General features: G+C 64.7%; 27 protein-coding genes and 4 pseudogenes. 18 read left to right on the forward strand and 13 right to left on the reverse strand.

Features of this window, described 5'->3' with window-relative positions; genetic code table 11:
- Positions 1–77: 77 nt before the first annotated feature.
- The 8 genes and pseudogenes from cydB to AC066S_RS10240 all read right to left on the reverse strand — a co-directional run.
- Entirely contained in the window at positions 78–1,088 is a 1,011-nt protein-coding gene (gene cydB / locus AC066S_RS10205) for a cytochrome d ubiquinol oxidase subunit II (RefSeq protein WP_135168436.1), read from the reverse strand.
- The gene (locus AC066S_RS10210) at positions 1,085–2,527 is read right to left on the reverse strand and encodes a cytochrome ubiquinol oxidase subunit I (protein ID WP_126258687.1); all 1,443 of its coding nucleotides are present in this window, start codon (positions 2,525–2,527) and stop codon (positions 1,085–1,087) included. Before AC066S_RS10210 ends, cydB begins: the two co-directional genes overlap by 4 nt.
- Before the next feature lie 199 nt (positions 2,528–2,726).
- Positions 2,727–2,963, reverse strand: coding sequence for a hypothetical protein (locus AC066S_RS10215; RefSeq protein ID WP_126258688.1), 237 nt, complete (start codon positions 2,961–2,963; stop codon positions 2,727–2,729).
- A 77-nt stretch (positions 2,964–3,040) separates the two neighbouring features.
- Positions 3,041–3,481, reverse strand: a complete 441-nt coding sequence (locus AC066S_RS10220; RefSeq protein WP_478269569.1) for a PIN domain-containing protein — start codon at positions 3,479–3,481, stop codon at positions 3,041–3,043.
- Positions 3,478–3,762, reverse strand: a complete 285-nt coding sequence (locus tag AC066S_RS10225; RefSeq protein WP_167767366.1) for a hypothetical protein — start codon at positions 3,760–3,762, stop codon at positions 3,478–3,480. The genes AC066S_RS10220 and AC066S_RS10225 overlap by 4 nt, the downstream gene beginning before the upstream one ends.
- A gap of 168 nt (positions 3,763–3,930) precedes the next feature.
- Positions 3,931–4,965 carry an AraC family transcriptional regulator gene (locus AC066S_RS10230; protein ID WP_478269570.1) on the reverse strand — a complete coding sequence of 345 codons (1,035 nt, stop codon included), beginning with the start codon at positions 4,963–4,965 and terminating at the stop codon, positions 3,931–3,933.
- A 5-nt stretch (positions 4,966–4,970) separates the two neighbouring features.
- Positions 4,971–5,810, reverse strand: coding sequence for an oxidoreductase (locus AC066S_RS10235; protein WP_135168433.1), 840 nt, complete (start codon positions 5,808–5,810; stop codon positions 4,971–4,973).
- Between the two features lie 204 nt (positions 5,811–6,014).
- Positions 6,015–6,272 (reverse strand): annotated as a pseudogene (locus AC066S_RS10240) (oxidoreductase); the annotation flags it as partial.
- Between AC066S_RS10240 and AC066S_RS10245 the strand changes: the two are divergent.
- A pseudogene (locus AC066S_RS10245) lies at positions 6,193–6,453 on the forward strand (TrbI/VirB10 family protein); the annotation flags it as partial. The pseudogenes AC066S_RS10240 and AC066S_RS10245 sit on opposite strands and share 80 nt — an antisense overlap.
- A 1-nt stretch (position 6,454) precedes the next feature.
- On the forward strand, positions 6,455–6,673 hold the full coding sequence (locus AC066S_RS10250; RefSeq protein ID WP_135168431.1) for a DUF2274 domain-containing protein: 219 nt from the start codon (positions 6,455–6,457) through the stop codon (positions 6,671–6,673).
- Positions 6,674–6,757: 84 nt separating this feature from the next.
- Here AC066S_RS10250 and AC066S_RS10255 read toward each other — a convergent pair whose 3' ends face one another.
- A complete protein-coding gene (locus tag AC066S_RS10255) occupies positions 6,758–7,657 on the reverse strand; it encodes an AraC family transcriptional regulator (RefSeq protein WP_126258691.1) in 900 nt (299 codons plus the stop codon).
- Between the two features lie 169 nt (positions 7,658–7,826).
- Between AC066S_RS10255 and AC066S_RS10260 the strand changes: the two are divergent.
- The 4 genes and pseudogenes from AC066S_RS10260 to AC066S_RS10275 all read left to right on the forward strand — a co-directional run bounded on the left by AC066S_RS10260 (position 7,827) and on the right by AC066S_RS10275 (position 10,887).
- Positions 7,827–8,579: pseudogene (locus AC066S_RS10260) on the forward strand (glutathione S-transferase family protein).
- Positions 8,489–8,992 (forward strand): annotated as a pseudogene (locus AC066S_RS10265) (cysteine hydrolase family protein); the annotation flags it as partial. The pseudogenes AC066S_RS10260 and AC066S_RS10265, both read left to right, overlap by 91 nt.
- 83 nt (positions 8,993–9,075) lie before the next feature.
- Positions 9,076–9,363, forward strand: coding sequence for a putative quinol monooxygenase (locus AC066S_RS10270; protein ID WP_478269571.1), 288 nt, complete (start codon positions 9,076–9,078; stop codon positions 9,361–9,363).
- 771 nt (positions 9,364–10,134) lie between these two features.
- Positions 10,135–10,887: an SDR family oxidoreductase gene (locus AC066S_RS10275; protein WP_018323862.1), complete on the forward strand. Its 753-nt coding sequence runs from the start codon at positions 10,135–10,137 to the stop codon at positions 10,885–10,887.
- 148 nt (positions 10,888–11,035) lie between these two features.
- On the opposite strand, the gene guaA is transcribed toward AC066S_RS10275, so the two are convergent.
- Entirely contained in the window at positions 11,036–12,634 is a 1,599-nt protein-coding gene (guaA, locus tag AC066S_RS10280; protein WP_126258692.1) for a glutamine-hydrolyzing GMP synthase, read from the reverse strand.
- A gap of 321 nt (positions 12,635–12,955) precedes the next feature.
- On the opposite strand from guaA, the gene AC066S_RS10285 reads away from it, so the two are divergent.
- Positions 12,956–13,288 (forward strand): DHCW motif cupin fold protein, encoded by a 333-nt coding sequence (locus AC066S_RS10285; RefSeq protein ID WP_135168429.1) that lies wholly within the window; start codon positions 12,956–12,958, stop codon positions 13,286–13,288.
- A gap of 265 nt (positions 13,289–13,553) precedes the next feature.
- Positions 13,554–13,763: a cold-shock protein gene (locus AC066S_RS10290; RefSeq protein WP_008141931.1), complete on the forward strand. Its 210-nt coding sequence runs from the start codon at positions 13,554–13,556 to the stop codon at positions 13,761–13,763.
- A 142-nt stretch (positions 13,764–13,905) separates the two neighbouring features.
- Here AC066S_RS10290 and AC066S_RS10295 read toward each other — a convergent pair whose 3' ends face one another.
- Together AC066S_RS10295 and AC066S_RS10300 are read right to left on the reverse strand one after the other, a co-directional pair.
- Positions 13,906–15,207 (reverse strand): RsmB/NOP family class I SAM-dependent RNA methyltransferase, encoded by a 1,302-nt coding sequence (locus tag AC066S_RS10295; RefSeq protein WP_478269572.1) that lies wholly within the window; start codon positions 15,205–15,207, stop codon positions 13,906–13,908.
- A 36-nt stretch (positions 15,208–15,243) separates the two neighbouring features.
- On the reverse strand, positions 15,244–15,666 hold the full coding sequence (locus AC066S_RS10300; RefSeq protein WP_135168427.1) for an MAPEG family protein: 423 nt from the start codon (positions 15,664–15,666) through the stop codon (positions 15,244–15,246).
- Positions 15,667–15,824: 158 nt separating this feature from the next.
- On the opposite strand from AC066S_RS10300, the gene AC066S_RS10305 reads away from it, so the two are divergent.
- The 10 genes from AC066S_RS10305 (at position 15,825) to AC066S_RS10350 (ending at position 24,260) form a co-directional block, all read left to right on the forward strand.
- Complete coding sequence (locus AC066S_RS10305; RefSeq protein WP_478269573.1) at positions 15,825–16,439, forward strand: acriflavin resistance protein; 615 nt, start codon at positions 15,825–15,827, stop codon at positions 16,437–16,439.
- Between the two features lie 69 nt (positions 16,440–16,508).
- Positions 16,509–17,351, forward strand: coding sequence for a metallophosphoesterase family protein (locus AC066S_RS10310; RefSeq protein ID WP_478269574.1), 843 nt, complete (start codon positions 16,509–16,511; stop codon positions 17,349–17,351).
- 142 nt (positions 17,352–17,493) lie between these two features.
- Complete coding sequence (locus tag AC066S_RS10315; protein ID WP_478269575.1) at positions 17,494–18,789, forward strand: type III PLP-dependent enzyme domain-containing protein; 1,296 nt, start codon at positions 17,494–17,496, stop codon at positions 18,787–18,789.
- Positions 18,790–18,799: 10 nt separating this feature from the next.
- Positions 18,800–19,459 (forward strand): amino acid ABC transporter permease, encoded by a 660-nt coding sequence (locus AC066S_RS10320; RefSeq protein ID WP_135168424.1) that lies wholly within the window; start codon positions 18,800–18,802, stop codon positions 19,457–19,459.
- Positions 19,460–19,469: 10 nt separating this feature from the next.
- Entirely contained in the window at positions 19,470–20,120 is a 651-nt protein-coding gene (locus AC066S_RS10325) for an amino acid ABC transporter permease (RefSeq protein WP_126258700.1), read from the forward strand.
- The gene (locus tag AC066S_RS10330; RefSeq protein ID WP_478269576.1) at positions 20,107–20,835 is read left to right on the forward strand and encodes an amino acid ABC transporter ATP-binding protein; all 729 of its coding nucleotides are present in this window, start codon (positions 20,107–20,109) and stop codon (positions 20,833–20,835) included. The genes AC066S_RS10325 and AC066S_RS10330 overlap by 14 nt, the downstream gene beginning before the upstream one ends.
- Positions 20,836–20,863: 28 nt before the next feature.
- A complete protein-coding gene (locus AC066S_RS10335) occupies positions 20,864–21,661 on the forward strand; it encodes a transporter substrate-binding domain-containing protein (protein ID WP_478269577.1) in 798 nt (265 codons plus the stop codon).
- 57 nt (positions 21,662–21,718) lie between these two features.
- Entirely contained in the window at positions 21,719–22,063 is a 345-nt protein-coding gene (locus AC066S_RS10340; RefSeq protein ID WP_478269578.1) for a RidA family protein, read from the forward strand.
- 62 nt (positions 22,064–22,125) lie between these two features.
- Entirely contained in the window at positions 22,126–23,154 is a 1,029-nt protein-coding gene (locus AC066S_RS10345; RefSeq protein ID WP_478269579.1) for a succinylglutamate desuccinylase/aspartoacylase family protein, read from the forward strand.
- 41 nt (positions 23,155–23,195) lie between these two features.
- Positions 23,196–24,260 (forward strand): LacI family DNA-binding transcriptional regulator, encoded by a 1,065-nt coding sequence (locus AC066S_RS10350; protein ID WP_126258705.1) that lies wholly within the window; start codon positions 23,196–23,198, stop codon positions 24,258–24,260.
- Between the two features lie 10 nt (positions 24,261–24,270).
- Here the strand turns inward: AC066S_RS10350 and AC066S_RS10355 are convergent, their stop codons facing one another.
- Complete coding sequence (locus AC066S_RS10355; RefSeq protein WP_478269580.1) at positions 24,271–24,564, reverse strand: hypothetical protein; 294 nt, start codon at positions 24,562–24,564, stop codon at positions 24,271–24,273.
- Positions 24,565–24,705: the final 141 nt, after the last annotated feature.

A 24,705-nucleotide genomic window follows, 5' to 3' on the forward strand; every position in this document is an offset into this window, starting at 1 on the left:
GAAGAGCGTGGCCACACCCGCGGTCCACAGCGCAACGAACCACAGCAACTGCCGCCAGGCCCGAGACACACGCGGCATCAGTGATACCCCTCGCCGTGCCGCACCTTGCCGCGAAATATCCAATAGACGTAGCCCGTGTAGACAAGGATCACCGGCACCAGCACCGCTGCCCCGACGAGCAGGAACAACTGGCTGCTGGGATGCGTGGCTGCCTGCCAGATCGTGACGGAAGGCGGCACGATCATCGGCCACATGCTGATCCCCAGCCCGATATAGGACAGCAGGAAGAAGCCGAGCGCGCACAGGAACGGCGCCACATCCTCGGCCCTGCCCAGCGCGCGGTGAAAGCGCCATGCCAGCAGAGCCAGGAGGATCGGCACAGGCGCTGCGTAAAGCATGTTCGGCAGCGTCAGCCATCGCTCGCGAAACGCCGCGCTTTGGATGACCATCATCACGGATATGACCGCGATGAAGCCGAGCGTCGCAAACCCGAGAACGCGTGCATAGTTCCGGCAGCGTGCCTGAAGGGCGCCGTCCGTCTTCCAGATCAGCCAGCACGCGCCGAGCAGGCCGTAGCCGACAACCAGGGCAACTCCGGTCAGCACCGAGAAGGGAGTCAGCCAATCCCACCAACCGCCGGCGTAGGCCCGCCCTTCCACGCGGATGCCCTGCACGATGGCGCCGAGGCAGACGCCCTGCAGGAAGGCCGCGACAAAGCTGCCCCACGAAAATGCGCGGTCCCACCAGATCTCACCGGCGGATGTCCGCGCCCGAAACCGCATCTCGAAGGCGACGCCGCGAAACACCAACGCGAGCAGCATCAGAATGAGCGGCATGTAAAGCGCGGGAAAGATCGTCGCGTAGGCCAGCGGAAACACGGCGAACAATCCGCCACCGCCCAGGACGAGCCAGGTTTCGTTGCCATCCCAGACCGGTGCCACGGAGTTGACCATGACATCGCGGTCGGCTCTCGCCACCTCGGCCGGAAACAGGATGCCCACGCCAAGGTCGAAGCCGTCCATCACCACGTAGAGCAGCACGGCCGTGGCGATCAGCAGCGCCCAAATCAGTGTGAGGTCGATGCTCATGGCCTGATCCTCGCCTGCCTCGGTTCTGCTCCGTGCGTCTCGCGATTGACGAGCCCCGGCGCCGGCGTGATGCCGGCCGTGCGCACCGGCTGGCCTTGCGGCGGTCCGTGCTCGCCGGCTTCGGGCGCCTGGCGGAAGAGGTGAAACAGATAAGCGATGCCCGCGCCGAACACGACGAAATACACCACGACGAATGCAGCGAGCGATGCGGCCACCGCCGGCGCGGCGATCGGCGCGACGCTGTCGGCCGTCCGCAGCAGTCCATAAACCGTGAAAGGCTGGCGGCCAGCCTCCGTCACAGTCCATCCGGCGGTAACCGCGACGAGCCCGGACGGTCCCATAGCCACGGCAAAGCGGTGCAGCCATGGCGAGTCATACAGACTGTCGCGCCAACGCAGGATGAGCGAGACCACACCGAGCGCGATCATCAGAATGCCCAAACCGACCATGATGCGGAACGCCCAGAAGACGAGCGGAATATTGGTGGGCCAAGTGTCCTTCGGAAACGCCTTCAGCCCTTTGACCTCTCCATCAAGGCTGTGCGTGAGGTAAAGACTCGCGAAGCCGGGAATGGCAATCTGGCCGCGCGTCACGCCGGCATCGGCATCCGGCATTCCGAACAGGATGGAAGGCGCGCGGCGCTCGGTCTCGAAATGACCTTCCATGGCGGCGACCTTGGTGGGCTGGTGGTGATACGAATTCACGCCGTGCAGATCGCCGATCAGGAGCTGCATCGGCGCCACGATTGCGGCCATCCACATGGCCATCGAAAACATGATGCGGGCGCGTTCGTTCATCCTGTCCCGCAGGAGATGCCAGGCCCCCACCGCGCCCACGATCATCGCGGTCGTCAGGTAAGCCGCCGTCACCGTATGGGCGAAACGGTAGGGGAACGACGGATTGAAGATGATCCCGAGCCAGCTTTCCGGAATGAACTGGCCGTCCGGCCCGGTTGCATGTCCCGCCGGCGTTTGCATCCAGGAATTCGCCGCCAAAATCCAGAAGGCCGACAGCAACGTGCCGCCCGCCACGAAGCACGTCGCGACGAAATGCAGGCGGGGACCAACGCGGCCAAGGCCAAACAGCATGACCCCAAGGAAGCCGGCCTCGAGAAAGAATGCCGTCAGCACTTCGTAGCCAAGGAGCGGTCCGAGCACCGGCGACGTCCTGTCGGCGAACACCGACCAGTTCGTGCCGAACTGGTATGACATGACCAAGCCGGACACGACGCCCATGGCGAAGGCGACGGCGAAAATCTTCAGCCAATAGCGATAGGTATCGAGATAGGCGCCCCGGTCCGTCCACAGCCATAAGCCTTCGAGCACGGCGAGATAGCTCGCCAGTCCGATGGTGAAGGCGGGAAACAGGAAATGCCAGACCACCGTGAAGGCGAACTGAAAGCGCGCAAGATCCAACGCGCTGGGCAGTAAGTCGGACATAGCTCCGCCCCCACATCAACTGCGGCCCGCAGCAAACGCTTTCAACGTGCGCTGGTTCCAGCTGCCTCGATCATCATATATCGAGGGTTTTAAGCATCCTGCGGGCACTGTCCTTGGACGATATCGTTGGCACAATACGGTCTCAAGACGCCTAAATGTCCTACCGCCCCGCAGAAGGGCCGGCGCCGAGCTTCTCCAATCAGTGCAAGCTCGCGGACGCGCTGCCGTCGGGGCAAGCCTCACAAGAGGCCATGGTCCTTGAGCAGTTGGACTTCATCACCCGTAATCCAGCCGAAAACTTCAGCAGCCCGTCATTCTGCTCAAGCAGATAGGCGTTGGTGAAAGGCACATCGATACGCCTGCCATCTTTCTCGAACTCGCTGCTCCAGCCCACGTGGACGAGGCAATGCGTTTCATCGATTGAATGCTCGGACACTGCGAGGTCTTAGCACCGCACTGCGGTTTGGAGATCCAGCGTTTGCGCCGGGCGGCTGCGCGATGATTTGCATGCCCCTAGCGCGCGCCGGCTTCGGCAAGTGCTCGCATGAGGTTCGGCGTCGACCACGTCGCAACGCCAGTTCCCGCAAAATCGCGGTCCGTCGTCCAGACATCGGCCTCGACACTCCAGGCCAGCGCCAGCACGTGCGCGTCGCGCACTGAACCATTGCGGCTCGGCACCGCATCGCGAAGGGCTTCCTCGCAGCGAACGCGAACAGGCTCCAGGGCGGCGACGGGGACAACCGTCAGCAACTCCGCCAATTCGTCGAGCACATCGAGCAGCTCCGGCCGCTTCAACCCGAGCTCGATCCGTCGGCGTGCCTCCTGAACCAGACGGTCCGTCGTGACCAGGACCGTGCCCTCGGCGGCTTTCAGCATCGCGCCGGAGCTTCGGCCCCGAACCGCGGCAATCAGGATGGCCGCGTCGATGACGATCGTCGTCGACGGCAGTTTCACTTCGGCTTGCCGGTCAGGGCCTTCACGGCGGCGACCGACCAATCGACCGGATCGACGTCGCCGAATCCAACCAGCGCCGCGTCGTCCGCAGCTGCGTCGCGCCCCTTCGCCAGCTTCTCGGCTCGCCTCAACACGGCGGCCAAGCGATCGGGATCGGCCGATTTCAGCGGGATCAGCAGTCCCACCGTCCGCTCGCCCGACTTCACCGGCGTCGGCCCCGGCAGCGCCCCGATCGCCTCGCCGGAAATCTTCTGGAGATCACGGATGCTGATGTGGGTCATGGAGGTTACATACGGCTATATGTAACACAATTCAAGGTCCATCGCGTTACTGTCGAAGCGGTCCGATGAGCTTCGGGCTGGCGCAGGCGCCCTGCTACGGCGCCACCCCACGAAGATGGACGCCAACACTACCGTCAAAGACGCACTGTTGGCGTTCTTTGCTCAAGATCAGTGCGCCGTGTAGGTGGCGTCATTGGAACGGAGCTGCCGCCAACGTGCGGGCGTGACGCCTTCCCACTCGCGAAAGGCGCGATGAAACGAGGTCGCGTCCTGGTAACCCAGAAGGAACGCGATCTCGTCAAGTTCCAAAGCTTCGTCGCTGAGAAGACGGCGACCAAGCTCCCGCCGGGCCTCGACCAGCAGCTCGCGGAAGCTGCGGCCTTCCTCGGTGATCCGACGTTGCAACGTCCGCTCGCTCATGCCCATACGGCGGGCGACCTCGCTTACGTCCGGTCGACCGCTCGGCAGGCTGCGCTTGAGCTCGAGGACCACCTGTTCGCTCAGCGAGCGCGCCTGCATCTCCTCGAGCGCGGTGCCCAGCGCCGGCGTCAGCATGGCGAGCAGCTCGGGGTTGTAGCCTGGAAACGGTCGATCGAGATCGGCGGCGTCGAGCACGAGAAGGTCGCGCGGCGCGCCGAGCCGGACCGGCGCGGCGAAATAGCTTTCGTGGGCAGCGCTTCGTGCGCCGGGCCGGGCGAGGTCTACGCGCAAGGGTCGTACGTCAGTGCCCGTGCCGCGGCGTGCCAGCTCCATCAGCGTGGCAAAGGTCGCGTCCACACTCACCGACGGCTCGGCCTCGCTGGCGTGAAACCATGACATTCCCACGGTGCAGCTGCGCCGTCCCCCATCCAGACCGTCGGTGACCTGCAGGGTCTCCGGCGTGCAAAGCCGCTTGAACCGTGCCAGCCGTTCGAGCCCGTCGCGCAGATCGCGGGCATAAAAGGCGGCGAGCGTGGAAGGCGGATGGACGGCCGTGTCGGCGCTGCGCACGATCTTGAGGCCAACCGCGGGATCGTCGGACAGCGTCTCCAGCGCCCGCATCAGCGCGAAATACTGCGCAGTCGTGATGACTTGCCCGGTCTGGGGGAGCGTGACCGGCAGCCGCGCCTGGCGCAGCAGCGCCGAGGGCGGGATGCCGATCGCCTCCACCGCATGCCACAATCCATGCGGCACCTTGCACCGGTCAGCGGGAGCGGGCCGCATGACGCTCACGCTCCCTTCGGGAGCTGGCTGAGGATGATGCGATCGAACATGCGGTCACCCAGCCATGTGCGCATCGCGATCAGCAGCGCACCGAACTTCCCTCTGACGTAGCGGGTGCGCGGACGAGCGGCGGCGACTGCTTTGCCGACCACATCCGCAATCACGCGCGGGTGGCTGGTCCTTCCCTTGCCATAGGTGTCGCGGGTTCCGGCCGCGACCGCTCGGGTCAGCTCCGCATACGGCCCGGTGCCGGAACGCTTGAGCAGGCTGTCCGCCACCACGTCGCCAAATCCCGTTTCGATCAAGCCGGGTTCGATGACGACCACATCGATGCCCAGTGGGGCGAGTTCGAGACGCAGGCAATCGGACCAGCCCTCCAGCGCATGTTTAGTGGCATGATACCAACTGCCCAGCGGCGTGTAGATCTTGCCACCCATCGACGTGATGTTGATGATCCGGCCGGCCTTTTTTGCGCGCATCGCCGGCAGCAACAGCTGCGTCAGCCGACCGGGGCCGAAGACATTCACCTCGAACTGGTATCGCGCCTCCTCCATGCTGATCTCCTCCATCGGCCCATAAAGGCCGAAGCCGGCATTGTTGACCAGCACGTCCACGCCGCCCGTCTGCGCCATCATCGTATCGACCGCCGCAACGATATCGGCCTCGCTGGCGATGTCCATGCGGAGCGGATGCGCCCCGAGCGCCTTCAGGTCATCCATCTCGGCCACACGCCGGGCAGCCACGTAAACCTGGTAGCCGTCGGCGATCAGCCGCTTTGCGATCTCCTTGCCCATGCCGGATGATGCTCCCGTGACGAGAGCGGATTTTTTGTTGCGATCGAACATATGTCACCTTCCTTGCTTGTGTGAGGAAGATAGGTCGGCGCCGGACCTGCGGCATTGACAGACGGCGCCAAGACTTGCGCAAACTGCGCCATCTTTGAGCGCGGATGCCGCATCGAAGATCACGCGGATGTAGCGTGACGATGCATGAGGCGCATCGCAGCGCCTGGAAGCCACGGCTTCGCAGCGTTGATCTGGTGAGTGACGTCAGGCGGCCGGCAAGCCTGGATCGATGCCGGTCATGGCGATGGAGACGTCCCAGAGCCGCTTCGCGAGCGCGGGATCTTCGGCGTGCGGCGCGCGCTTTGCTTCGCCGACTACTCCGCGGATTCCGCCAAAGCCGGTAGGACCGTAATAGCCTCCGGGCTCCACCTTGCCGGTCGCAGCCAGAAGTGCCGGCCATGCGCCCTTGTCGGCGCTATTGAGCAACAGGCCGACGATTGGGCCTACGATCTGGATCAACCCCAACGACAACGATCGGCTGATCCAGGCGATCCACAACGGCGGTCAGGACACGATCAACGACGCAGGCCAGCAGATCGTCCGCCGCCAGCTCAACATCGCGCCGACGCTCACCATCCGTCCGGGCTTTCCCGTGCGCGTGATCGTCACGCGCGACCTGATCCTCGAACCCTACGGACCGTGAGATGACGAAGCTGAAGCTCGGCGCAATTCAAGATGAGAAGTCGGTGAGAGTGACCCTAGAGCTGCCCGCCACCGTCCATCGCGACCTAGTCGCCTACGCCGAGGCACTTGCTCACGAAACCGGCCAAGGGGTGTCCGAGCCGTCCAAATTGATAGTTCCCATGATCCAGCGCTTCATGGCGACAGATCGGGGCTTTTCCCGGGCGCGGCGTTCAAGTTGATGTACGCGCAAACTAGGTAGCTCGCAATTCGGGCAGAATGCGCGACAAGGTGTCAGCGCACGTGGTCTGGCGGCGACGCAACGATCAGTGAATTGCGGGGTTCTCGATCGACTGTCTAAGCCGACGCAGGTCGCGAACGGGCGGTGCTCCAAACTGCCGAAGATATTCTCGACTGAACTGCGAGGCACTTTCATAGCCGACCGCGAATGCCACGTCGGAGGCGCTGTTCCCACCGGCAAGCAGCAACTGCCGCGCCTCCTGCAGCCGGATCTGTTTCTGGTACTGGATCGGGCTAAGTCCAGTCAGTGCGACAAAGTGGCGGTGCAAGCTGGCGCGGCTCATGCCACTTGCATCGCACAGGTCTTCGATCCGCAACCGAGTGTTATGGTGGTCTCGGATCCACTCAACTGCACGCCGGATCCGACCAAGCGCTCCTTCAGGCCGAGCAATATGACGCAGCAGGCGTCCCTGCGGTCCCTGCAAGAGACGATAGAGCAATTCGCGTTCAGCCATTGGAGCCAAGACGGGGATGTCGCTCGGCGTGTCGAGCAGCGCAAGCAGTCGTAGCAATGTTTCGCGAATTTGGGGCGTCATTGGGTTGATCGCGATACCGCTGCCCGGTGCGTCAGTGTCGCGTATTGGCGGCATGGTGGAAGCAATTTGCGCAAGCAATGCAGGATCGAGAACGAGCGAAACTGCGACATACGGTCGGCCATGGCCAGCGTCGTAGATTTGGCCGCTCAGCGGCAAGTCCAAAGCGCTGACCAGATACTGCTCAGCACCGTAGCAATGCAGGTTGTCATGGATAGTTACGTCCTTTGAACCTTGCAAGATGAAGCAAATCATCGAGCGGTATAGGCAGGGCGATGTGCCGGACGTCGTCTGACCTACTCCGATCTCGAGACGGGGGATCGGCGTCACAGTCATCCCCGATCGCGCGTGGCGCAGGGCAAGGTTGAGATGGGGCTGAAGATGATCGGTCATGGTCTTATTATGACACCATTCAACCTCCGAGCAAGCCCCTTGAGACAATTGGGCAATATATTGAGAGTATCGGGCGGGCGGGCGGAGCGTTCGGGAACTATTTGTCTGATATCGGACCGGCACTGCGGCAGCGGCGCCTGGATTGATCATTTCGACAAAGGGCCAGCCCATGACCGACACAAACCTAACCCTCATAAGTCACCCGCTCTGCCCATTCGTCCAGCGCGCCGCGATAACGCTGTTGGAAAAGGGAGTGCCGTTCGAGCGTATAAACGTCGACCTGTCGGCTAAGCCTGACTGGTTTCTGGCGCTATCGCCGACCGGCTAGGTCCCGGTGTTGAAGGTGCGACAGCCCAACGGAGAGGATGCGGTTCTCTTCGAAAGCATGGTGATCTGCGAATATCTGAACGAAACGCAAGACGGTGCCTCGATGTACCCTGAGGATCCTCTCGTCCGCGCTCGGCACCGCGCTTGGATCGAGTTCGCAACCCAGACCATGGCCGACGGTTGGCAGTTCCTCCACGCCGTGGACGCTCCAACCGCTGACGCTCGGCGCACCGCGTTCCGCGACAAGCTGCGCAAACTGGAGGCGGAACTGGGCGAAGGGCCGTATTTTGCCGGCCTCAATTTCGGCATGGTCGATGCCGTCTATGCCCCGCTCTTCCGCTATTTCGGGATCATCGACCCAGCGGCAGCGACCGCGATCTTCGACGGCCTGCCGCGCGTGAACGCATGGCGTGCGGCGCTCGCCGATCGGTCGAGCGTCAGGAACGCCGTCGTCGACACCTATCCCGAGCTGTTCCGCGACCACCTTCGGCAGCATGGCGCGCTAGGGAGCAGGTCGACACCGCGATCGCCAATTCGAAGATCATCCTCGCTGAGGCCCGCCGACGCGGTATGCATGTCCTCCACGCCTCGCTGAAGTTCGAGCCGGAATACAAGGTGCTGGGCGATGGTAAGTACGGGCTGCGCAGCATGATGCGCACCTATAGCTCGTTCCTGGGCGAGCAGGCCGATTTCTTCCCCGGCTTCGAACCGGCCGCGGGCGAACATGTCGTGCGCGAGCGCGCCGGAGGCAGCAGCGTCTTTGTCGGCACCACGATCGACGGCTATCTGCGCAACAACGAAATCTTCGACATCTATCTTGCCGGCTTCTCGCTGCGCCAGTGCGTCGAATCCTCGATGCGCAACGAGCACGACCTCGGCTATCACACCAACGTCGTCTGGGATGCCTCGGCGGGCTACACGAAGAAGCAGCAGGAAGATTTCCTCGCCGAAATCGCACCCTTCTACGCCAATGCCATCACCACGCAGGAGTTCATCAAGCAGGTGTAGGCGGCTAGCGGCATCCCCGGCACCACGACAGGGTGCCGAGTATGCCATACCCTTTCAGGTTGGGGCAAATGATGATCGGAATAATGATCGAACTCACAGTTAAGGCGGGCAGCGGCCCAGAGTTCGAGCGCGCCTTCGCCATCCAGGCGGCGGCGGTGCGTGCCAACGAACCGGGTAACAGCCTTTACGCGCTTTTTCGGTCGCGGGTCGCGCCGGACGGCTACACGCTCGTCGAAATCTACGAGGACGAGGATGCCCTCGCCGCGCACCGCAATTCGCCGCACATGGCGGCCAATCGGCCGTTGACCCTGCCGTTCCTAGCCGGGCGGTCCGAGACGCGCGCTTTCGACGTCGTCTCGCACGTCGCCTGACGACCCGAACCGACCGGTCCATCGGACGTGCCCGTCATCGCCCAGGCGGTGGCCATGAGCCATCATTGCAACAGTCGCACCGGGCTGAGCTATGGCATCGCCGCCAACATCCGGTGGCACGCCCTGCCGCGCAGCCTTAGCCTGTTAAGGCCCCCAACCGGTCTGCGGAATGGCACCGAGGCGCTATCCGATCGAACGCCCTGTCCATTGCGCTGAATGCCATACGCCGGGCCACATGGAAACCGTCCGCCCGACGAGCGATCCCACAGAGGTGAAAGGTGTGCAACATCACCTCCGACCGTGAGATTGGGATCGGAAGTTGGTCAACCGACGAGTTCATGCGCCACCTCCAGACCTGGCACGCCCGCCCTTGCCGCCTCGACGTTCTACGACCTTTGGCCGACAGAGGCGCGCTATGGCACCGCCGAACTGAGGCTCGACAAGGCGCGCGATCCAGCTTCCACGGCTGGAACGGCTTGGGGCTGCAGACTGCCTATGTCTCGCTAGCTAGGCCGCGAACGGTCAATGACCCGGCAGCAATCAACTCATCCAGATGATTCTGCGCTGCTCGATGATCCACTTCATCAACGAGCAGTGCCTGTGTGGTGTGGTTGCCGGGAGCACATTGAGATAATTGGGCAAGATATTGAGCGGATCCGGCGCGCTCGAAGCCTGCGTGGCGCCTATTTACCAGATACCCAACAGGACTTGGCGCGACCATGGCCGACACTTTGGGTCATAGCAATGAATTCAAATATAAGGGCGATACACATGACGCGACTTAATGGAAAGCGCACCCTCATCACCGGCGGCACAACGGGGATCGGCCTCGAAGCCGCCAAACAGTTCCTGAACGAGGGCGCGCGCGTCATCGTAACGGGCAACAACCCTGAGACAATCGCACAGGCCAAGTCGATCCTGGGCTCCGAAGTTCCCGTCATCAAGGCCGACAGCGCGAGCGTCGAAGAGCAGCAGGCGCTCGCCGCTGCGGTGAAGGAGCATTACGGCCAGTTGGACGTCGCCTTCCTCAACGCCGGCATCTCGATCTGGCAGCCAATCGAAGCGTGGACCCCGGAAGTTTTCGACCGGATCTTCGCGATCAACGTGAAGGGGCCGTACTTCCTGATTCAGGCACTGCTGCCCATCTTCGCCAATCCGGCGTCGGTTGTACTCAACACCTCGATCAGCGCGCATGTCGGCGCCGCCACCTCGTCGGTTTACGGAGCGACCAAGGCGGCCTTCCTCAACCTGTCGAAGACGCTGTCCGCGGAACTCCTGCAGCGTGGCATCCGATTCAACGCGGTCAGCCCCGGTCCGATCGACACACCGCTCTACGACAAGCTTGGCGTTCCCGATGCTTATCGCGAGCAGATCAACAAAGACATCATCGCAGGGATCCCGGCCGGCCGCTTCGGCAGCGCGGCGGAAGTCGCCAAGGCGGTGGTTTATCTCGCGTCTGACGATTCGGCTTGGACGGTCGGCAGCGAGATCGTCGTGGACGGCGGCCGTATGCTGAACATGTAAACAAGCCGGCTGCTTTTGCAGTGGCTACGTCCGGCACCGACGGGAGGGCAGTGACCCTGCACACCGCGGTGCCGGCACCTTCCCAAAAAATTCGGTCTCAATTTCAGAACATACGGAGTGGCCGCCATGGCGACGAAACAGCATAAAATCACTCCCACTCAATCGTCCCAGGCGGCTTGCTCGTCACGTCGTACACCACCCTATTCACGCCCTTCACCTCGTTGATGATGCGCGTCGCGGTCTCGCCCAAGAACTTCATGTCGAACTGGTAGAAGTCCGCGGTCATGCCGTCGGTCGAAGTCACGGCACGCAGGCCGACGACGTAGTCGTAGGTGCGGCCGTCGCCCATGACGCCGACCGTCTTCACCGGCAGCAGCACGGCGAAGGCCTGCCAGATCTCGTCGTAGAGGCCGTGCTTGCGGATCTGGTCGATGTAGACGGCGTCCGCTTTCCGCAGGATGTCGAGCTTGTCCTTGGTGATCTCGCCGGGGCAGCGGATGGCGAGGCCGGGGCCCGGGAACGGGTGGCGGCCGACGAAGATTTCGGGAAGGCCGAGCTCACGGCCGAGCTTGCGCACCTCGTCCTTGAACAGCTCGCGCAAGGGCTCGACGAGCTTCATGTTCATGCGCGCAGGGAGTCCGCCGACATTGTGGTGCGACTTGATGGTGACGGAGGGTCCGCCGGTGAAGGAGACGCTCTCGATCACGTCGGGATAGAGCGTGCCTTGCGCCAGGAAGTCGGCGCCGCCGATCTTCTTGGCCTCGGCCTCGAACACCTCGATGAAGAGGCGGCCGATGGTCTTGCGCTTGGTTTCGGGATCGGTGACGCCCTCGAGCTCGCCGAGAAATTGCTTGGAGGCATCCACGTGCACGAGCGGGATGTTGTAGTGGTGGCGGAACAGGTCGACCACGGTCTTGGCTTCGTCGAGACGCAGGAGGCCGTGGTCGACGAAGACGCAGGTGAGCTGGTCGCCGATCGCCTCGTGGATCAGGACGGCGGCGACGGCGGAATCAACGCCACCGGAGAGGCCGCAGATCACCTTGCCCTTGCCGACCTGCTGGCGGATCTTCGCAATCTCCTCCTCGCGGAAGGCGCGCATGGTCCAGTCGCCGGTGAGGCCGGCGATCTTGCGGACGAAGTTGCGGATCAGCTTCGCGCCGTCGGGCGTGTGCACCACTTCGGGGTGGAACATCAGGCCGTAATATTTGCGCGTCTCGTCCTGGATGATCGCGAACGGCGCGTTCGGCGAGGTGCCGGCGACGGAGAAGCCGGGCGGCATCCTGGTGATGCGGTCGCCGTGGCTCATCCAGACCTGGTTCTTGCTGCCTGACGACCAGACGTCCGCAAACAGCTGGCTGTCGGCCTTGACCTCGACATCGGCGCGGCCGAACTCGCGGTGATGGCCGCCCTCGACCTCGCCGCCGAGCTGGGCCGCCATGGTCATCTGGCCGTAGCAGATGCCCATCACGGGCACGCCGGAATCGAAGATCAGTTGCGGGGCGCGCGGCGAGCCGGCCTCGTGCACCGATTCAGGGCCGCCGGAGAGGATCACCGCCTTCGGCTTCATCTCGTTGAAGGCGCTTTCGGCCTTGTTGAACGGGACGATCTCGCAATAGACGCCGTCCTCGCGCACGCGGCGCGCGATCAGCTGCGTCACCTGGCTGCCGAAGTCGACGATGAGAATCTTGTCATGCGCCGAGGCCACGGAGGGCGTCGACGCGGAGCGGTCGTTCTGTGCTGCTGTCATGGCCAGCAGATACGCTGGCAGCGGGCGCGCCGCAACCGCAGCGGCGGCGCGCCCACATGCTTCTTTGGGCATGGACAAACGGATATAGGTAAGTAATATTGACCGAACATTTTGGTGGGGTGAACGGTGCCGCCCCTCACCGCTGTCATTCCCCGCGAAGGCGGGGAATCCAGTACGCCGCGGCCTCTCGGCTCAATACGGCGGCCTCTGGAATACTGGATCGCCAAGTCGGGCGATGACAGCGAGGGTGAGGCGAGAGCACGCTGCTTGCGCCGTCATTGCTAGCCCAGCTCTCTGCCGGCGCTGACAGAGGACTCTACCATGAAACTCCCCACCTCCCCCTTCACCGTCACCGACTGGAGCAAGGTCGAGGCGACCACGCATCCTGGTGAGACGGGAGAGGCCAAGTGGCGCACACTCAATATCGGCGACCTCCGGGTCCGGATGGTGGAATATTCGCCGGGCTATCTGGCCGACCATTGGTGCGACCGCGGCCACGTGATCTACGTGCTGAAGGGCGAGCTCGACTCCGAGTTGCGCGACGGGCGCAGGTTCAAGCTGACGGCGGGGATGAGCTACCAGGTCTCGGATTTCGGCGACGCCGCGCACCGGTCCTCGACCGCCACCGGAGCGACGCTCTTCATCGTGGACTGAGTTGCGCCCGGCGGTTAATTTGCACCGCAAAATAGCAAAGTCCTGCGACGTTCCGAGCCGCGGGTGGTGCCTTGAACTGGCCCTAAATTCTCGCTATATTGTGATCATCGATACTTGGCCGAACGACTGGGCCGCTTCGCCTCGTTGCTAACGGGCGCGCACGCTTCAGATGACTTCTCCAAACATCGACTGAACAGGGCTATGGGCGCAACGCTGCGTACCGGTCCACGTGCGTACTCTCTCTAACTAACTAAAGGAAATTCCCATGGCTATGGGCACCGTGAAGTGGTTCAACACCCAAAAGGGTTATGGTTTCATTCAGCCGGACGACGGCCAGAAGGACGTGTTCGTGCACATCAGCGCCGTCGAGCGCGCTGGCCTTTCCTCCCTCAACGAGGGTCAGAAGGTCTCGTTCGACATCGTCGCCGACCGCCGCAGCGGCAAGTCGTCGGCTGATAATCTCCGCGTCGGCTAACGCCCGCGCAGCGTTCTGACCACGGACGTACCGGCAGAACGCCAGAGTTAAAAGGCCCCGCGACCGGGATCCGGTTCGCGGGGCTTTTGTTTTCCCCCTTCATTCCGGGGCTCGCGAAGCGAGAACCCGGAATGACGGTTGATCAGGCCGTTTTCCTCAGCACCGAGACGAAAAACCCGTCCGTGCCGGTTCGCCGCGGCGTCATCAGCCAGCCTTCGTCCGAGCGTCGTGCGGCCTGCGCAAAATCGTCCGCCTTGTCCCAGAGCACGCTTGCGGTCTGCTCGGGCGGCACGATCGCGAACTCGCCATGGCGCGCGACGAACGCCCTCACCTGCTCGCCGTTCTCTTCCGCAAGCACCGAGCAGGTGATGTAGGCGATGCGGCCGCCCGGCTTCACCAGCGGAACCGCACGCGCCAGCACCTCGGCCTGGTCGCGCAGGCGGATCTCCAGCGCGCCGGGGCGCATCCGCCATTTCGCATCGGGGTTGCGGCGCCAGGTTCCGGTTCCCGTGCAGGGCGCATCGATCACGACCAGATCAGCCGAGGCGCGGATGTCGGCGAGGGAATCGGCCTCGCCCTTGGGCGAGCGCACATCGGCATTGTGAACGCCGGCGCGCGACAGCCGCTCGTGGATCGGCGCGAGCTGGCGCTTGTCGCGATCGGTCGCGATCAACCGGCCCTTGCCCTGCATCAGGGCGGCGAGCGCCAGCGTCTTGCCGCCGGCGCCGGCGCAGAGGTCGATCACCTGCTCGCCGGGTTTTGCCGCGGTGAGTTGGGCCGCCAGCTGCGATCCCTCATCCTGCACTTCAACGGCGCCCTTGATGAAATCCTCTTCCGCCTGGATGCCGGGGTTGCGTGCATCGGCCGAAAGCTCGATGCGCAAGCCGGTTGCGGACCACGGCGTCGGTTTCGCATGAAGATGAGAAAGATTGCGCAGCACCTTGTCGCGATTGGATTTTAGCGTGTTGACGCGAAGGTCGAGCGGGGCCCGGCTGGCCATCGCGGCCGCCTCCGCCGCGCGGTCCTCGTCGAACACCTTTGCAAGGTGCGGATCCAGCCATTCGGGATAGTCGCCGGCGATCGCGGCCGGCGCCCCCTCAAGGGACCGCGAGGCGAGCGCGGCCGCTTCGGCCTCCGTCAGCGGCGCAGGCGCAAAGCGGCTGCCGTCGAACAACGCGCCCATCGTCGCCGCGTCCATGTCGCGCTCAAGCCGGAGCATGCCGATCAGCCGCGCCCGCGCGGTATCTGAATCCATCAGATACGCGCTCGAGGCGTAGCGGCGCAGCACGTCCCAGACCAGGCCGGCGATGGCGGCGCGGTCGCCGGAACCGGCGAAGCGGTGCGCGGTGCCCCACTCCTTCAGCGCCTTGGCCGCAGGCACGCGGTCTTTCTCGATGGTGTCGATCAGTTCGATGGCTGCGGACAGCCGGGCAGCGGGGGTCATTCTGGATCTTTCAGATCAGCATTGGCAGGCGAGCGCCTAGATCAGCAACAAGAGCTTCAGCGCGAAGTAGATCCACATGGCGAGCAGCACCAGCACGCCGGCGAGCCAGACCGTGGAGCGCCGGCCGAGATCGTTCGAGGAGACGAACACCCCGGCATGGGCGAAACGCGTCACCACGAACACCCAGGACATCAGCACGATGAAGAGATCGGCGCGGCGCAACGGCAATGCCAGCGCGATCAGGACGTAGAACAGCACCGGCAGCTCAAACTGGTTGCGGTAGCAATTGGCGATCTGGGTGGCGCCCTTGGGCCAGTTCGGCTCGCCGAGCGCAATGTCGCGGATCTTGGTCTCGCCCGAGACCAGCGTCTTGCGGCGCGCGACCACCATGCCGATCAGCAGGGCGAAGGTGAGCCCGATCTGGACGAAGACCGGCAGCAAGACCATTTGAACGGACATCGGAACTTTCCCGGAAGGCGAAACGTCGCGGACCGTCATTAGCCGCGACTTCCAACGCTGACAATCAGCGAGTTGAACCGGCCTTCCCGATCTTGCGACCAACCACCGAAAGTTGAAGCGATTTCGGCCCACTCGGGGCCCCAAGGCGAGATGGCGCCATGACCACCCTGTCCAGACTATGGACCGAATCCGCCGACGGCCAGCTCGGAATCCTGATGTCGGCGCTGTCGGGCATCGCGATGGCGCTCGCAGTCGCGCTGGCGATGACGGTGTACTTCCGCTTGAACTACCGGAGCTGGCGGGACGTGGCCCGCCATGGCCTTGCGGCGCTCGCCGCGCTCGCTCTGTTCGCCTTTGCCGCCTACGACATGCGCCATGCCGCGCTTGCCTATCTCGGTCTCAATCCGTCCAAGCCGGCGGTCGAGTTCGAGATCCGCATGCCCCGGGAGATGCTGACGGCGGCGGCCGACAGCCAGATCGAGCTGCACACCGACCGCAACCAGACGCTGGCGCTGATCGGCGGCGTGCGCGACCTCGCCGACGGCCGCGCCCTGCTGCGCGGCGCGGTCGCGCTCAACCACCGCACCGCGGACCGCATGCTGGTCGTGAACCTGCCGGGCAAGGGGACGTTCGAGTTCCGCCTCCGCCTGCCCGCCGAACCGCATCGCTCCCTGGAGTTCGGGCCCTGGCACCTCGCCGACCGCATCGCCTCGCCGCTCGCAGGTCCCATCGCGCCGCAGGACGGCTACACGATCCGCTACCGCGTGCTTTAAACTTTGTTCGTTGCGATCCATGCCGGCGCCGTCATCGTTCCGACGCGCGACAACGGGTAAGTTGATCGCATGTCCGAATTTCGCCTGACGCAGATTTCCGACACCCATCTCGGCCGCCGCTTCCCCGGCCTGATCGCCAACTTCCATCGGGTTTGCGAGCGTATCGACGCCGAGAGGCCCGATCTCGTCGTCAACACCGGCGACGTCGCCTTCGACGGACCGACCGGCCGCGACGATATGGTCTTCGCGAAAGGCCTGCACGACGCCCTTCCCGTCGCGTGCCGTTACATCCCCGGCAATCACGACATCGGCGATAATCCGACCGCGATCGGGCCGGCGCCGAAGCCGCCGGTCAGCGAGGCGCATTGCCGGCAGTTCTGCGACATCATCGGCGAAGACCATTGGGCATTCGAGGCCGCGGGCTGGCGCTTCATCGGCCTCAATTCACTGGTGATGAATTCAGCGCTCGCTTTCGAGGCGGAGCAATTCGACTGGCTAGGCGCCCAGCTCGCGCGCACGAGCGGCAGGCCGGTTGCGCTGTTCCTGCACAAGCCGCTGTTTCTCGACCTGCCCGACGATCCCGAGACGCCGGAGACCTCGATCCGCTACGTGCCGCAGCCGGCACGGGCACGGCTGATCGAGATGCTCGGGACGATCGATCTGCGCCTCGTCGCCAGCGGCCACGTGCACCAGCGGCGCGACTTCACCTGGCGCCACACCCGCCATGTCTGGGCGCCGTCGGCCGGCTTCATCATCAACGATCGGCGGCAGGACAGGATCGCGATCAAGGAAGTCGGCCTGGTCGAATATCGCTTCCGCCCCGACAGTTTCGAGGTCCGCCACGTCAGGGCCGCGGGCCAAGTCGATGTCGACGTCGAAGAGCTCCTCGCCCAGATGGGCGGCGAGCACTAGCCCAATTCGCAGGCACGAATCTTTATCTAAATACCTCAATGCACCGGATTTATCCCAAGAATGATTAGATTTGGCTAATGACAACGTTGTCATACGGACATATCTTTCATTCCGGCGGCGAAGGGCCGCCGAGGGAGCGACGATGCAGTTCTTGTCCCGGTGGGATAGCCAACGCCTTTCGACGACGACGCGGGGCATCCCTCTGGTCGATGGCGCAGCCACCGAGGACATTGGCCGCCAGCGCTGGTCACCATCGCGCGGTGATCTGGCCCTCCCCGCCCTCACCCTGGACGAGGCCGCGTTCGCGGCCAACCGCGACCTCTTCCTGAGATGGTGCGCGAGCGCCGGCGTCAGCGTTGCTCCCCATGCCAAGACGCCGATGTCGCCGGAGCTCGCGAGCTCGCTGCGCGCAGCCGGCACCTGGGGCACGACGGTCGCCAATGCCCAGCAGGCCGCCGTGCTGCTCGCAAGCGGCGAGCGACGCCTGCTGCTGGCCAACGAGATCGGCGGGCTCGCGGCCGGTCGACGGCTCGGGACGCTGCTCAGCGCCTATCCCGACGTCGAATTTCACGCCTTCGCGGATTCACCGGCCGCGGTCGCAGCGCTCGCTGAAGCCGCGCGGATCGCAGGCCGCAGGGAATTGTCGGTGCTGGTCGAGCTCGGTGCTGGCCGCGCCGGCGCACGCGATCGCGCCGCAATCGAGGCGACGATAGCGGCCGTGCTCGCAGCCGACCGGCTCGTGCTCGGCGGCGTCGCGACCTATGAGGGCGCGGCCGCAACGTCCGACCCCGAGGCGACGATGCGCGCCATCGCGACGCTGCTGGGGCGCACCATCGAGGCGTTGGCGCGGGTGCGCGCCGCCGCCCCGCAGCGACCGCTGATCCTGAGCGCAGGCGGCTCCGCCTATTTCGATATCGTCGCGCGGACACTGACGCCGGCGGCGCAGGCCGATGGCAACGCGAGTGTGATCCTGCGCTCGGGCGCGCTGTTCTTCTCCGACCACGGCATCTATGCGCGCGCCTTCGCGGAAGTCGACCGGCGCGGAGGCCTCCTCATCGACGGCCTGCTCCACTCCGCCGCGCAGAGCTTTCGTCCCGCGCTGACGCTCTGGGCCGAGGTGCTGTCGCGTCCCGAAGACGGACTTGCGATCGCCGGCTTCGGCATGCGCGACGCCTCGTTCGACCAGGGACTGCCCGTGCCCTTGCGCGTATTCCGCGATGGCGTCGAACTGCACGGGCTTGCCGCTGCGCTCGCCGTGACCCGTCTCAACGACCAGCACGCGTTCCTGTCGGTCACACCCGAAGCCGCGCTTGCAGTCGGCGACATCATCGCCCTGGGCATCTCGCATCCCTGCACCTGCCTCGACCGCTGGCGCGTCATCCTCGGCCTCGACGCCGATGGGGTCGTAACGCGCGCCCTTCCCACCCAGTTCGGCTGAGAGCAGCGCGATGAACTTCCTGCCGCTGTGGCGCTATCAGAACCAGCTCATCGAGGGCGCCATCGTCACGCTGGAGCTGACCGTGATCTCGGCGCTGGCCGGCCTCGTGATCGGCATCGCCGGCGCGGTCGCGCTGAAGGGCCGCATCACGCCGCTGCGCTGGATGGTGCGCGGATACATCGAGCTGTTCCGCAACACGCCCTCCCTGATCCAGATCTTCATCGTGTTCTTCGTGCTGCCGAACTTCGGGTTGAAGCTGCCAGCCTTCGAGGCCGCCGCCGTGGCGCTGTCGCTGTATTTCGGCGCCTACTCGGTCGAGATCATCCGCGCCGGTCTCGATTCCATTCCGCGCAGCCAGGTCGAGGCCGGCCAGTGCATCGGGCTGTCGGGCTGGCAGGTGTTCCGCCACATCATCCTGCCGCCGGCGCTGCGCAACGCTTATCCGGCCATGACCAGCCAGTTCGTGCTGCTGCTGCTGGGCACCTCGCTCGCCTCGCAGGTCGCGGCCGACGAGCTGTTTCACGTCGCCGGCTTCATCGAGAGCCGTACTTATCGCAGCTTCGAGGTCTATGCGGTGATCTGCGCGGTCTATTTCGCCATGGCGATGTCGTTCAAGGCGCTGTTCGCCGTCATCGGTCTGGCTGCCTTCCGCTGGCCGCGGCGGCGCTGAGGGACAAGCGATGCGATCCTTCTCCCTCATCGATTTCGCCTCGCTGTTCATCGCGCTGCGCTGGACCGTTGCGCTCGTCGTGCTCGCGCTTCTGTTCGGTGCGCCGCTTGCGCTCGGGCTCGCCATGGGCCGCATCAGCCGCTTTGCCGGTCTGCGCTGGACGATGGCCGCGCTCATCCAGGTGATCCAGAGCGTGCCGCTGCTCGGCCTGCTGTTCTTCTTCTATTTCGGCATGCCGGTTTTCCTCGGCATCCAGGTGCCGGCACTCGTCGCCGTGACCGTCGCCTACACGCTCTACACCGCCGCCTTCCTCGGCGAGATCTGGCGGGGCGGGCTGGAGGCCGTAAAGCAGGCGCAATGGGAGGCCGGCGCTTGCCTCGGCCTCTCCGCCTGGCAGCAATTCCACCACATCGTCGCGCCGCAGGCGCTGCGGCTTTCGCTGCCGCCGACCGTGGGCTTCCTGGTGCAGCTGATCAAGGGTACCTCGCTCGCCTCGATCCTCGGCTTCGTCGAACTCGCACGCGCCGGACAAGTGGTGAGCGCGGCGACGTTCCAGCCACTGCTCACCTACGCGCTGGTCGCCGCGATCTATTTCGCGCTGTGCCTGCCGCTCACGCTCTGGTCCCGCTCCTTGGAGGCCCGCCTCGATGGCTCTCGTTGAAATCCGCAACGTGCACAAGACATTCGGCAAGGTCGAGGTGCTCAAGGGCGTCTCGCTCGATGTCGAGGAAGGTGAGATCGTCACGATCATCGGCCGCTCCGGCTCGGGCAAATCGACGCTGCTCCGCTGCATCAATGCGCTCGAGAGCGTCGATTCCGGCGAGATCCGGGTGGAAGGCCAGAAGGTCCACGCCAAGATGCCGGACCTGAAGAAATTCCGACAGCGCGTCGGCATCGTGTTCCAGGCCTTCAACCTGTTTCCGCATCTCAAGGTCGAGCGCAACATCACGCTGGCTCCGCTACTCACCGGCCGCATCGAGAAGGCGAAAGCACGTGCGCTGGCCGAGGATGTGCTCACCCGCGTCGGCCTCGCCGACAAGATCGACGCATGGCCGGAGCAGCTGTCCGGCGGCCAGCAGCAGCGCGTCGCCATCGCCCGGTGCCTGGCGATGGCGCCCCACCTCATGCTGTTCGACGAGGTGACCTCGGCGCTCGATCCCGAGCTCGTCGGCGAAGTCCTGAAGGTGATGGAGGCGATGGCGAAGCAAGGCATGACCATGATCCTGGTCACGCACGAGATGGGCTTTGCCCGCAACGTCGCCAACCGCATCGTGTTCATGCACCAGGGCCGCGTCTGGGAACAGGGACCGCCGGCAAGATTGTTCGCCAGCCCCGAGACGCCCGAGCTCGCAAGCTTCATCGCATCCGCCAAGTGAGAACCTTCCACCCTTCAAGGAGAGAGTCATGAGAAAATTGAAATCCCTCTTCACCATCGCAGCCGCGGCGCTTGCCGTTCTCGCAGCGCCAAGTCTCGCCAGCGCCGACAAGCTTCAGGACGTGCTCGGTTCGGGCAAGCTGCGCGTCGGCATCCTGACCGACGCCGCGCCCTGGGGATTCAAGGACGACAAGGGCGAGATCGCCGGCCTCGACGCCGATCTCGCCAAGCTGATCGCTGCCGACATGGGTGTGAAGCTGGAGCTCGTCCCGGTGACGGGTGCCGCGCGCATCCCGAGCCTGTTGTCGGACAAGATCGACATGCTGATCGCCGGTCTCGGCGCAACGCCGGAGCGCGCCCAACAGGTGATGTTCTCGCAGCCCTACGCGGTGGTCAATCTCGGCGTGTACGGCGCCAAGTCGCTGCCCGCTTCGACCGCCAAGAAGCCCGACAATCTCGACGGCCGCAGCGTGGCAGTGGCCAAGGGCTCAACGCTCGACGTCTGGCTCACCGACAACGCACCGAAGGTAAAGCTGGTGCGCTTCGAGGACACGCCGGCGGCGATTGCGGCCTATCTGGCCGGACAGGCCGACACGTTTGCCGAGAACAGCGCCATCGCGCTGAAGGTACAGGACCAGAACCCGACCAAGGAGGTCGAGCTGAAGTTCGTGATCCGCCAGTCGCCGGCCCATGTCGGCGTCCGCCAGGGCGAGCAGAACCTGCTCAACTGGATCAACACCGACATCTTCTTCAACAAACTCAACGGCAAGCTCGGCGCACTGCAGCTGAAATGGTTCAAGGAAGAGCAGTCGTTGCCGACGCTGTGAGTTTTGGACGGGCTCTCGCATCATGTGAGAGCCCACCTTCACGAGGAGAGTTTTGAGATGATCAAACGTTACGTCGTGGGATCGCGCATGAGCCAGGCCGTCGCCGCCGGCGGCATGGTGCACATCGCAGGCCAGGTCGCCGATGACCGCAAGGCCGGCATCATGTCGCAAACGCAGCAGGTGCTCGCCAAGATCGACGCTCTGCTCAAGGAAGCCGGCTCGGATCGGTCCAGGCTCATTGCGGTCAACGTCTTCCTGCCGCACATCACCGATTTCGACACCATGAACTCGGTCTACGACGCCTGGATCGATCCGGCCAATCCGCCGGCGCGCGCCTGCGTCGAAGCCCGCCTCGCCGATCCCGACCTGCGCGTCGAGATGACCGCGGTCGCCTTGCTCTAAGGCGCCGCCCTTTTCTTCAACCTGCGGCCGGCGCCGGTGGCGGCGCGGCCTCGAGGCGAGCCATGCATACCGGACTTTTCCACGAGATCGACTTCGAGAAGGACCAGAAATGGTCCGGCCATCTCGGCATTCCCTTCTCGATCGACCGCTCCCCCTACTTCCAGCTCAAGATCCCGATCTTCCGGATCAAGAACGGCGCCGGGCCGAAGCTGCTGTTGATGGCCGGCAATCACGGCGACGAATATGAGGGTGAGATCGCGCTGACGCGGCTGTATCGCCGGTTGGATGCGAACGCCATCAAGGGCGAGATCACCATCCTGCCGTTCGCCAATTGGCCCGCCGTGATGGCGGCGCGCCGCCGCTCGCCGCTTGACGAAGGCAATCTCAACCGCGCCTTTCCCGGCGATGAAGCGGGCACGCCAACATTTCGTCTGGCGCATTTCCTCGAGCACGAGCTGTTTCCGCGACACGACGTCGTCTTCGACCTCCACTCCGGCGGCACGTCCATGGCGCACGTGCCTTGCGCGCTGATCGAGCGGCAGGGACCGCCCGAGATGTTCGGCCACGCGCTACGTCTGATGGAGGGGTTGGGGATGCCGTTCGCCTTCGTCGCCGAGAACGGCGCCTCGGCGCCGACCTCCATGGCGGCGGCCGCACGCGCCGGCGCGATCGGCCTCTCCGGCGAATTCGGCGGCGGCGGCACCGTGACGCCGCAGACCATGGCGCTCACCGCGCGCGCCGTCGACCGGCTGCTGCTCGCGCTCGGCCTCGTCCAGGCCCCTGTGCTGGGGCCGCATGCGCCGGTCGAGCGCGCCACAGAGCTGCTGGCCCTGCAGAGCCATGCCCAGGCGGTGTTCGCGACGCGCCGCGGCTGGTTCGAGCCAGCTGTCACCGTCGGTGCACGGGTCAAGGCGGGCGACGTCGCCGGCTGGTACCACGACTTCGAGCGCCCGGAGCTTGCCGAAGAGGCGCTGCGCTTCCCCGCCGACGGCATCGTGATCTCGCAACGCCTGCACACCGACAGCCAGAGCGGCGACTGCCTGGTCCAGGTCGGCCGTGCGCTGTCACGCGAGGAGTTGCCTGCGCACTGAACTTTGGAGACGATATCGACCGCGACCAACTTCGGGATTCGATGACCGATCCGGCAAAGCCAGGCTATGATGACGTGGTGCGCATTCCGGCGCCGCCCGGCCGCAGCAATGCGACCGGACGGCCGCCGCGTATCGAGGAAGTCGCGGCGCGCGCGGGCGTCGCGCCGATCACGGTGTCGCGGGTGCTGCGCCACCCCGAGAAGGTCAATCGGAAGACCCGCGAGCGAATCCTTTCGGTGATCGAGGCGACCGGCTACGCCTCCAACCCGCATGCCCGCGCGCTGCGCTCGGGCCGGTCGAACGTGGTCATCGCCTTCGTCTCCAACATCCTCAGCCAGCAGTTCGGCCTCGCGGTACGCAGCTTTGCCGCGACGCTCGAGCCGGAAGGTTTTGAGGTGCTGGTCGGCCAGACCTCCTACTCCTATGCCAAGGAGGTCGCGATGATCCAGTCGCTGCGCGGCATCCGTCCCGCCGCGGTGATGTTCACTGGCGTAATCGAGCTCGAGGAGAACCGGGCCGCGCTGGCCGAACTCGGCATTCCCGTGATCGAGACCTGGGCGTTTCCGCGCGATCCCATCGATATGCTGGTCGGCCTGCCCAATGCGGATGCCGGCGCGATGGCGGCGCAGAGGCTCGCCGAGGCCGGACATCGCCGCGTCGCCTTCATCGGCCGCAGCAGCGGCCGTGGCGCCCTCCGCCGCGACGGTTTTCGCGCGGCCGCAGCAAAGCTCGGTCTCGAGATCGTCCACGAGATCGGTGTCGGCGAGATCACGGGCCTCGTTGACGGCCGCGCCGCCTTCACCGCCCTGCTCGATCGCGGCGGCGAGGTCGATGCCGTGTTCTGCGCCAATGACCTGCTCGCGACCGGCGCACTGATCGAGGCGCGCGCCCGCGGCCTTTCGGTACCGCGCGATCTCGCCGTGCTCGGCTTCGGCGACAACGACGTCGCCGATCAGATCACGCCCGGCCTCACCACCATCTCGTTCGATGCAGCGGCCCTGGGGCGGATCGCGGGGGAATTGCTTCTGGCGCGGCTATCCGGTCCGCCGGCAGCCGAGCAGCGGCTCGCCGTCGAATTGTCCATGGTCGAGCGCGGTAGCGTCTGAGCGTTGCGATTTAGGCGATGCTCTTGAGATCCTGCTGGATCGCGGCGAGCAGGGACTGTAGCGCCTCGCTGTTCACCGGCTTGGCCGCGAGATCCTTGGCGGATGGCTGCCTGGCAGGTTGCGCGGCCTTGACCGGGCGCTTCGGGAATGGCGGCGCCGGCATCGCGGGACGGGTCAAATCGCCCTCCTCGTCGATACGGACGAACTTGCCATGGATGACGTCGTCGCGACGGCCCATGATGAACATGGTCGTCCAATAGCCGGCCGCCAGCAGGATGACGCAGAAAACACTGATCTCTAACATCGCAACACCCAAAATATGCGCGATGATTCAATGCCTTCGCGGGCCCGTCAATGAACAGCCGGTCACACCTGCGGCTTTTGCGGGCAGGTGTGACCATTTGGTGACTCTTTGTTAACCAATGAGAGGCCCTGCGGTCGGGTT

It is taken from the genome of Bradyrhizobium sp. CFUWI (assembly GCF_056429085.1).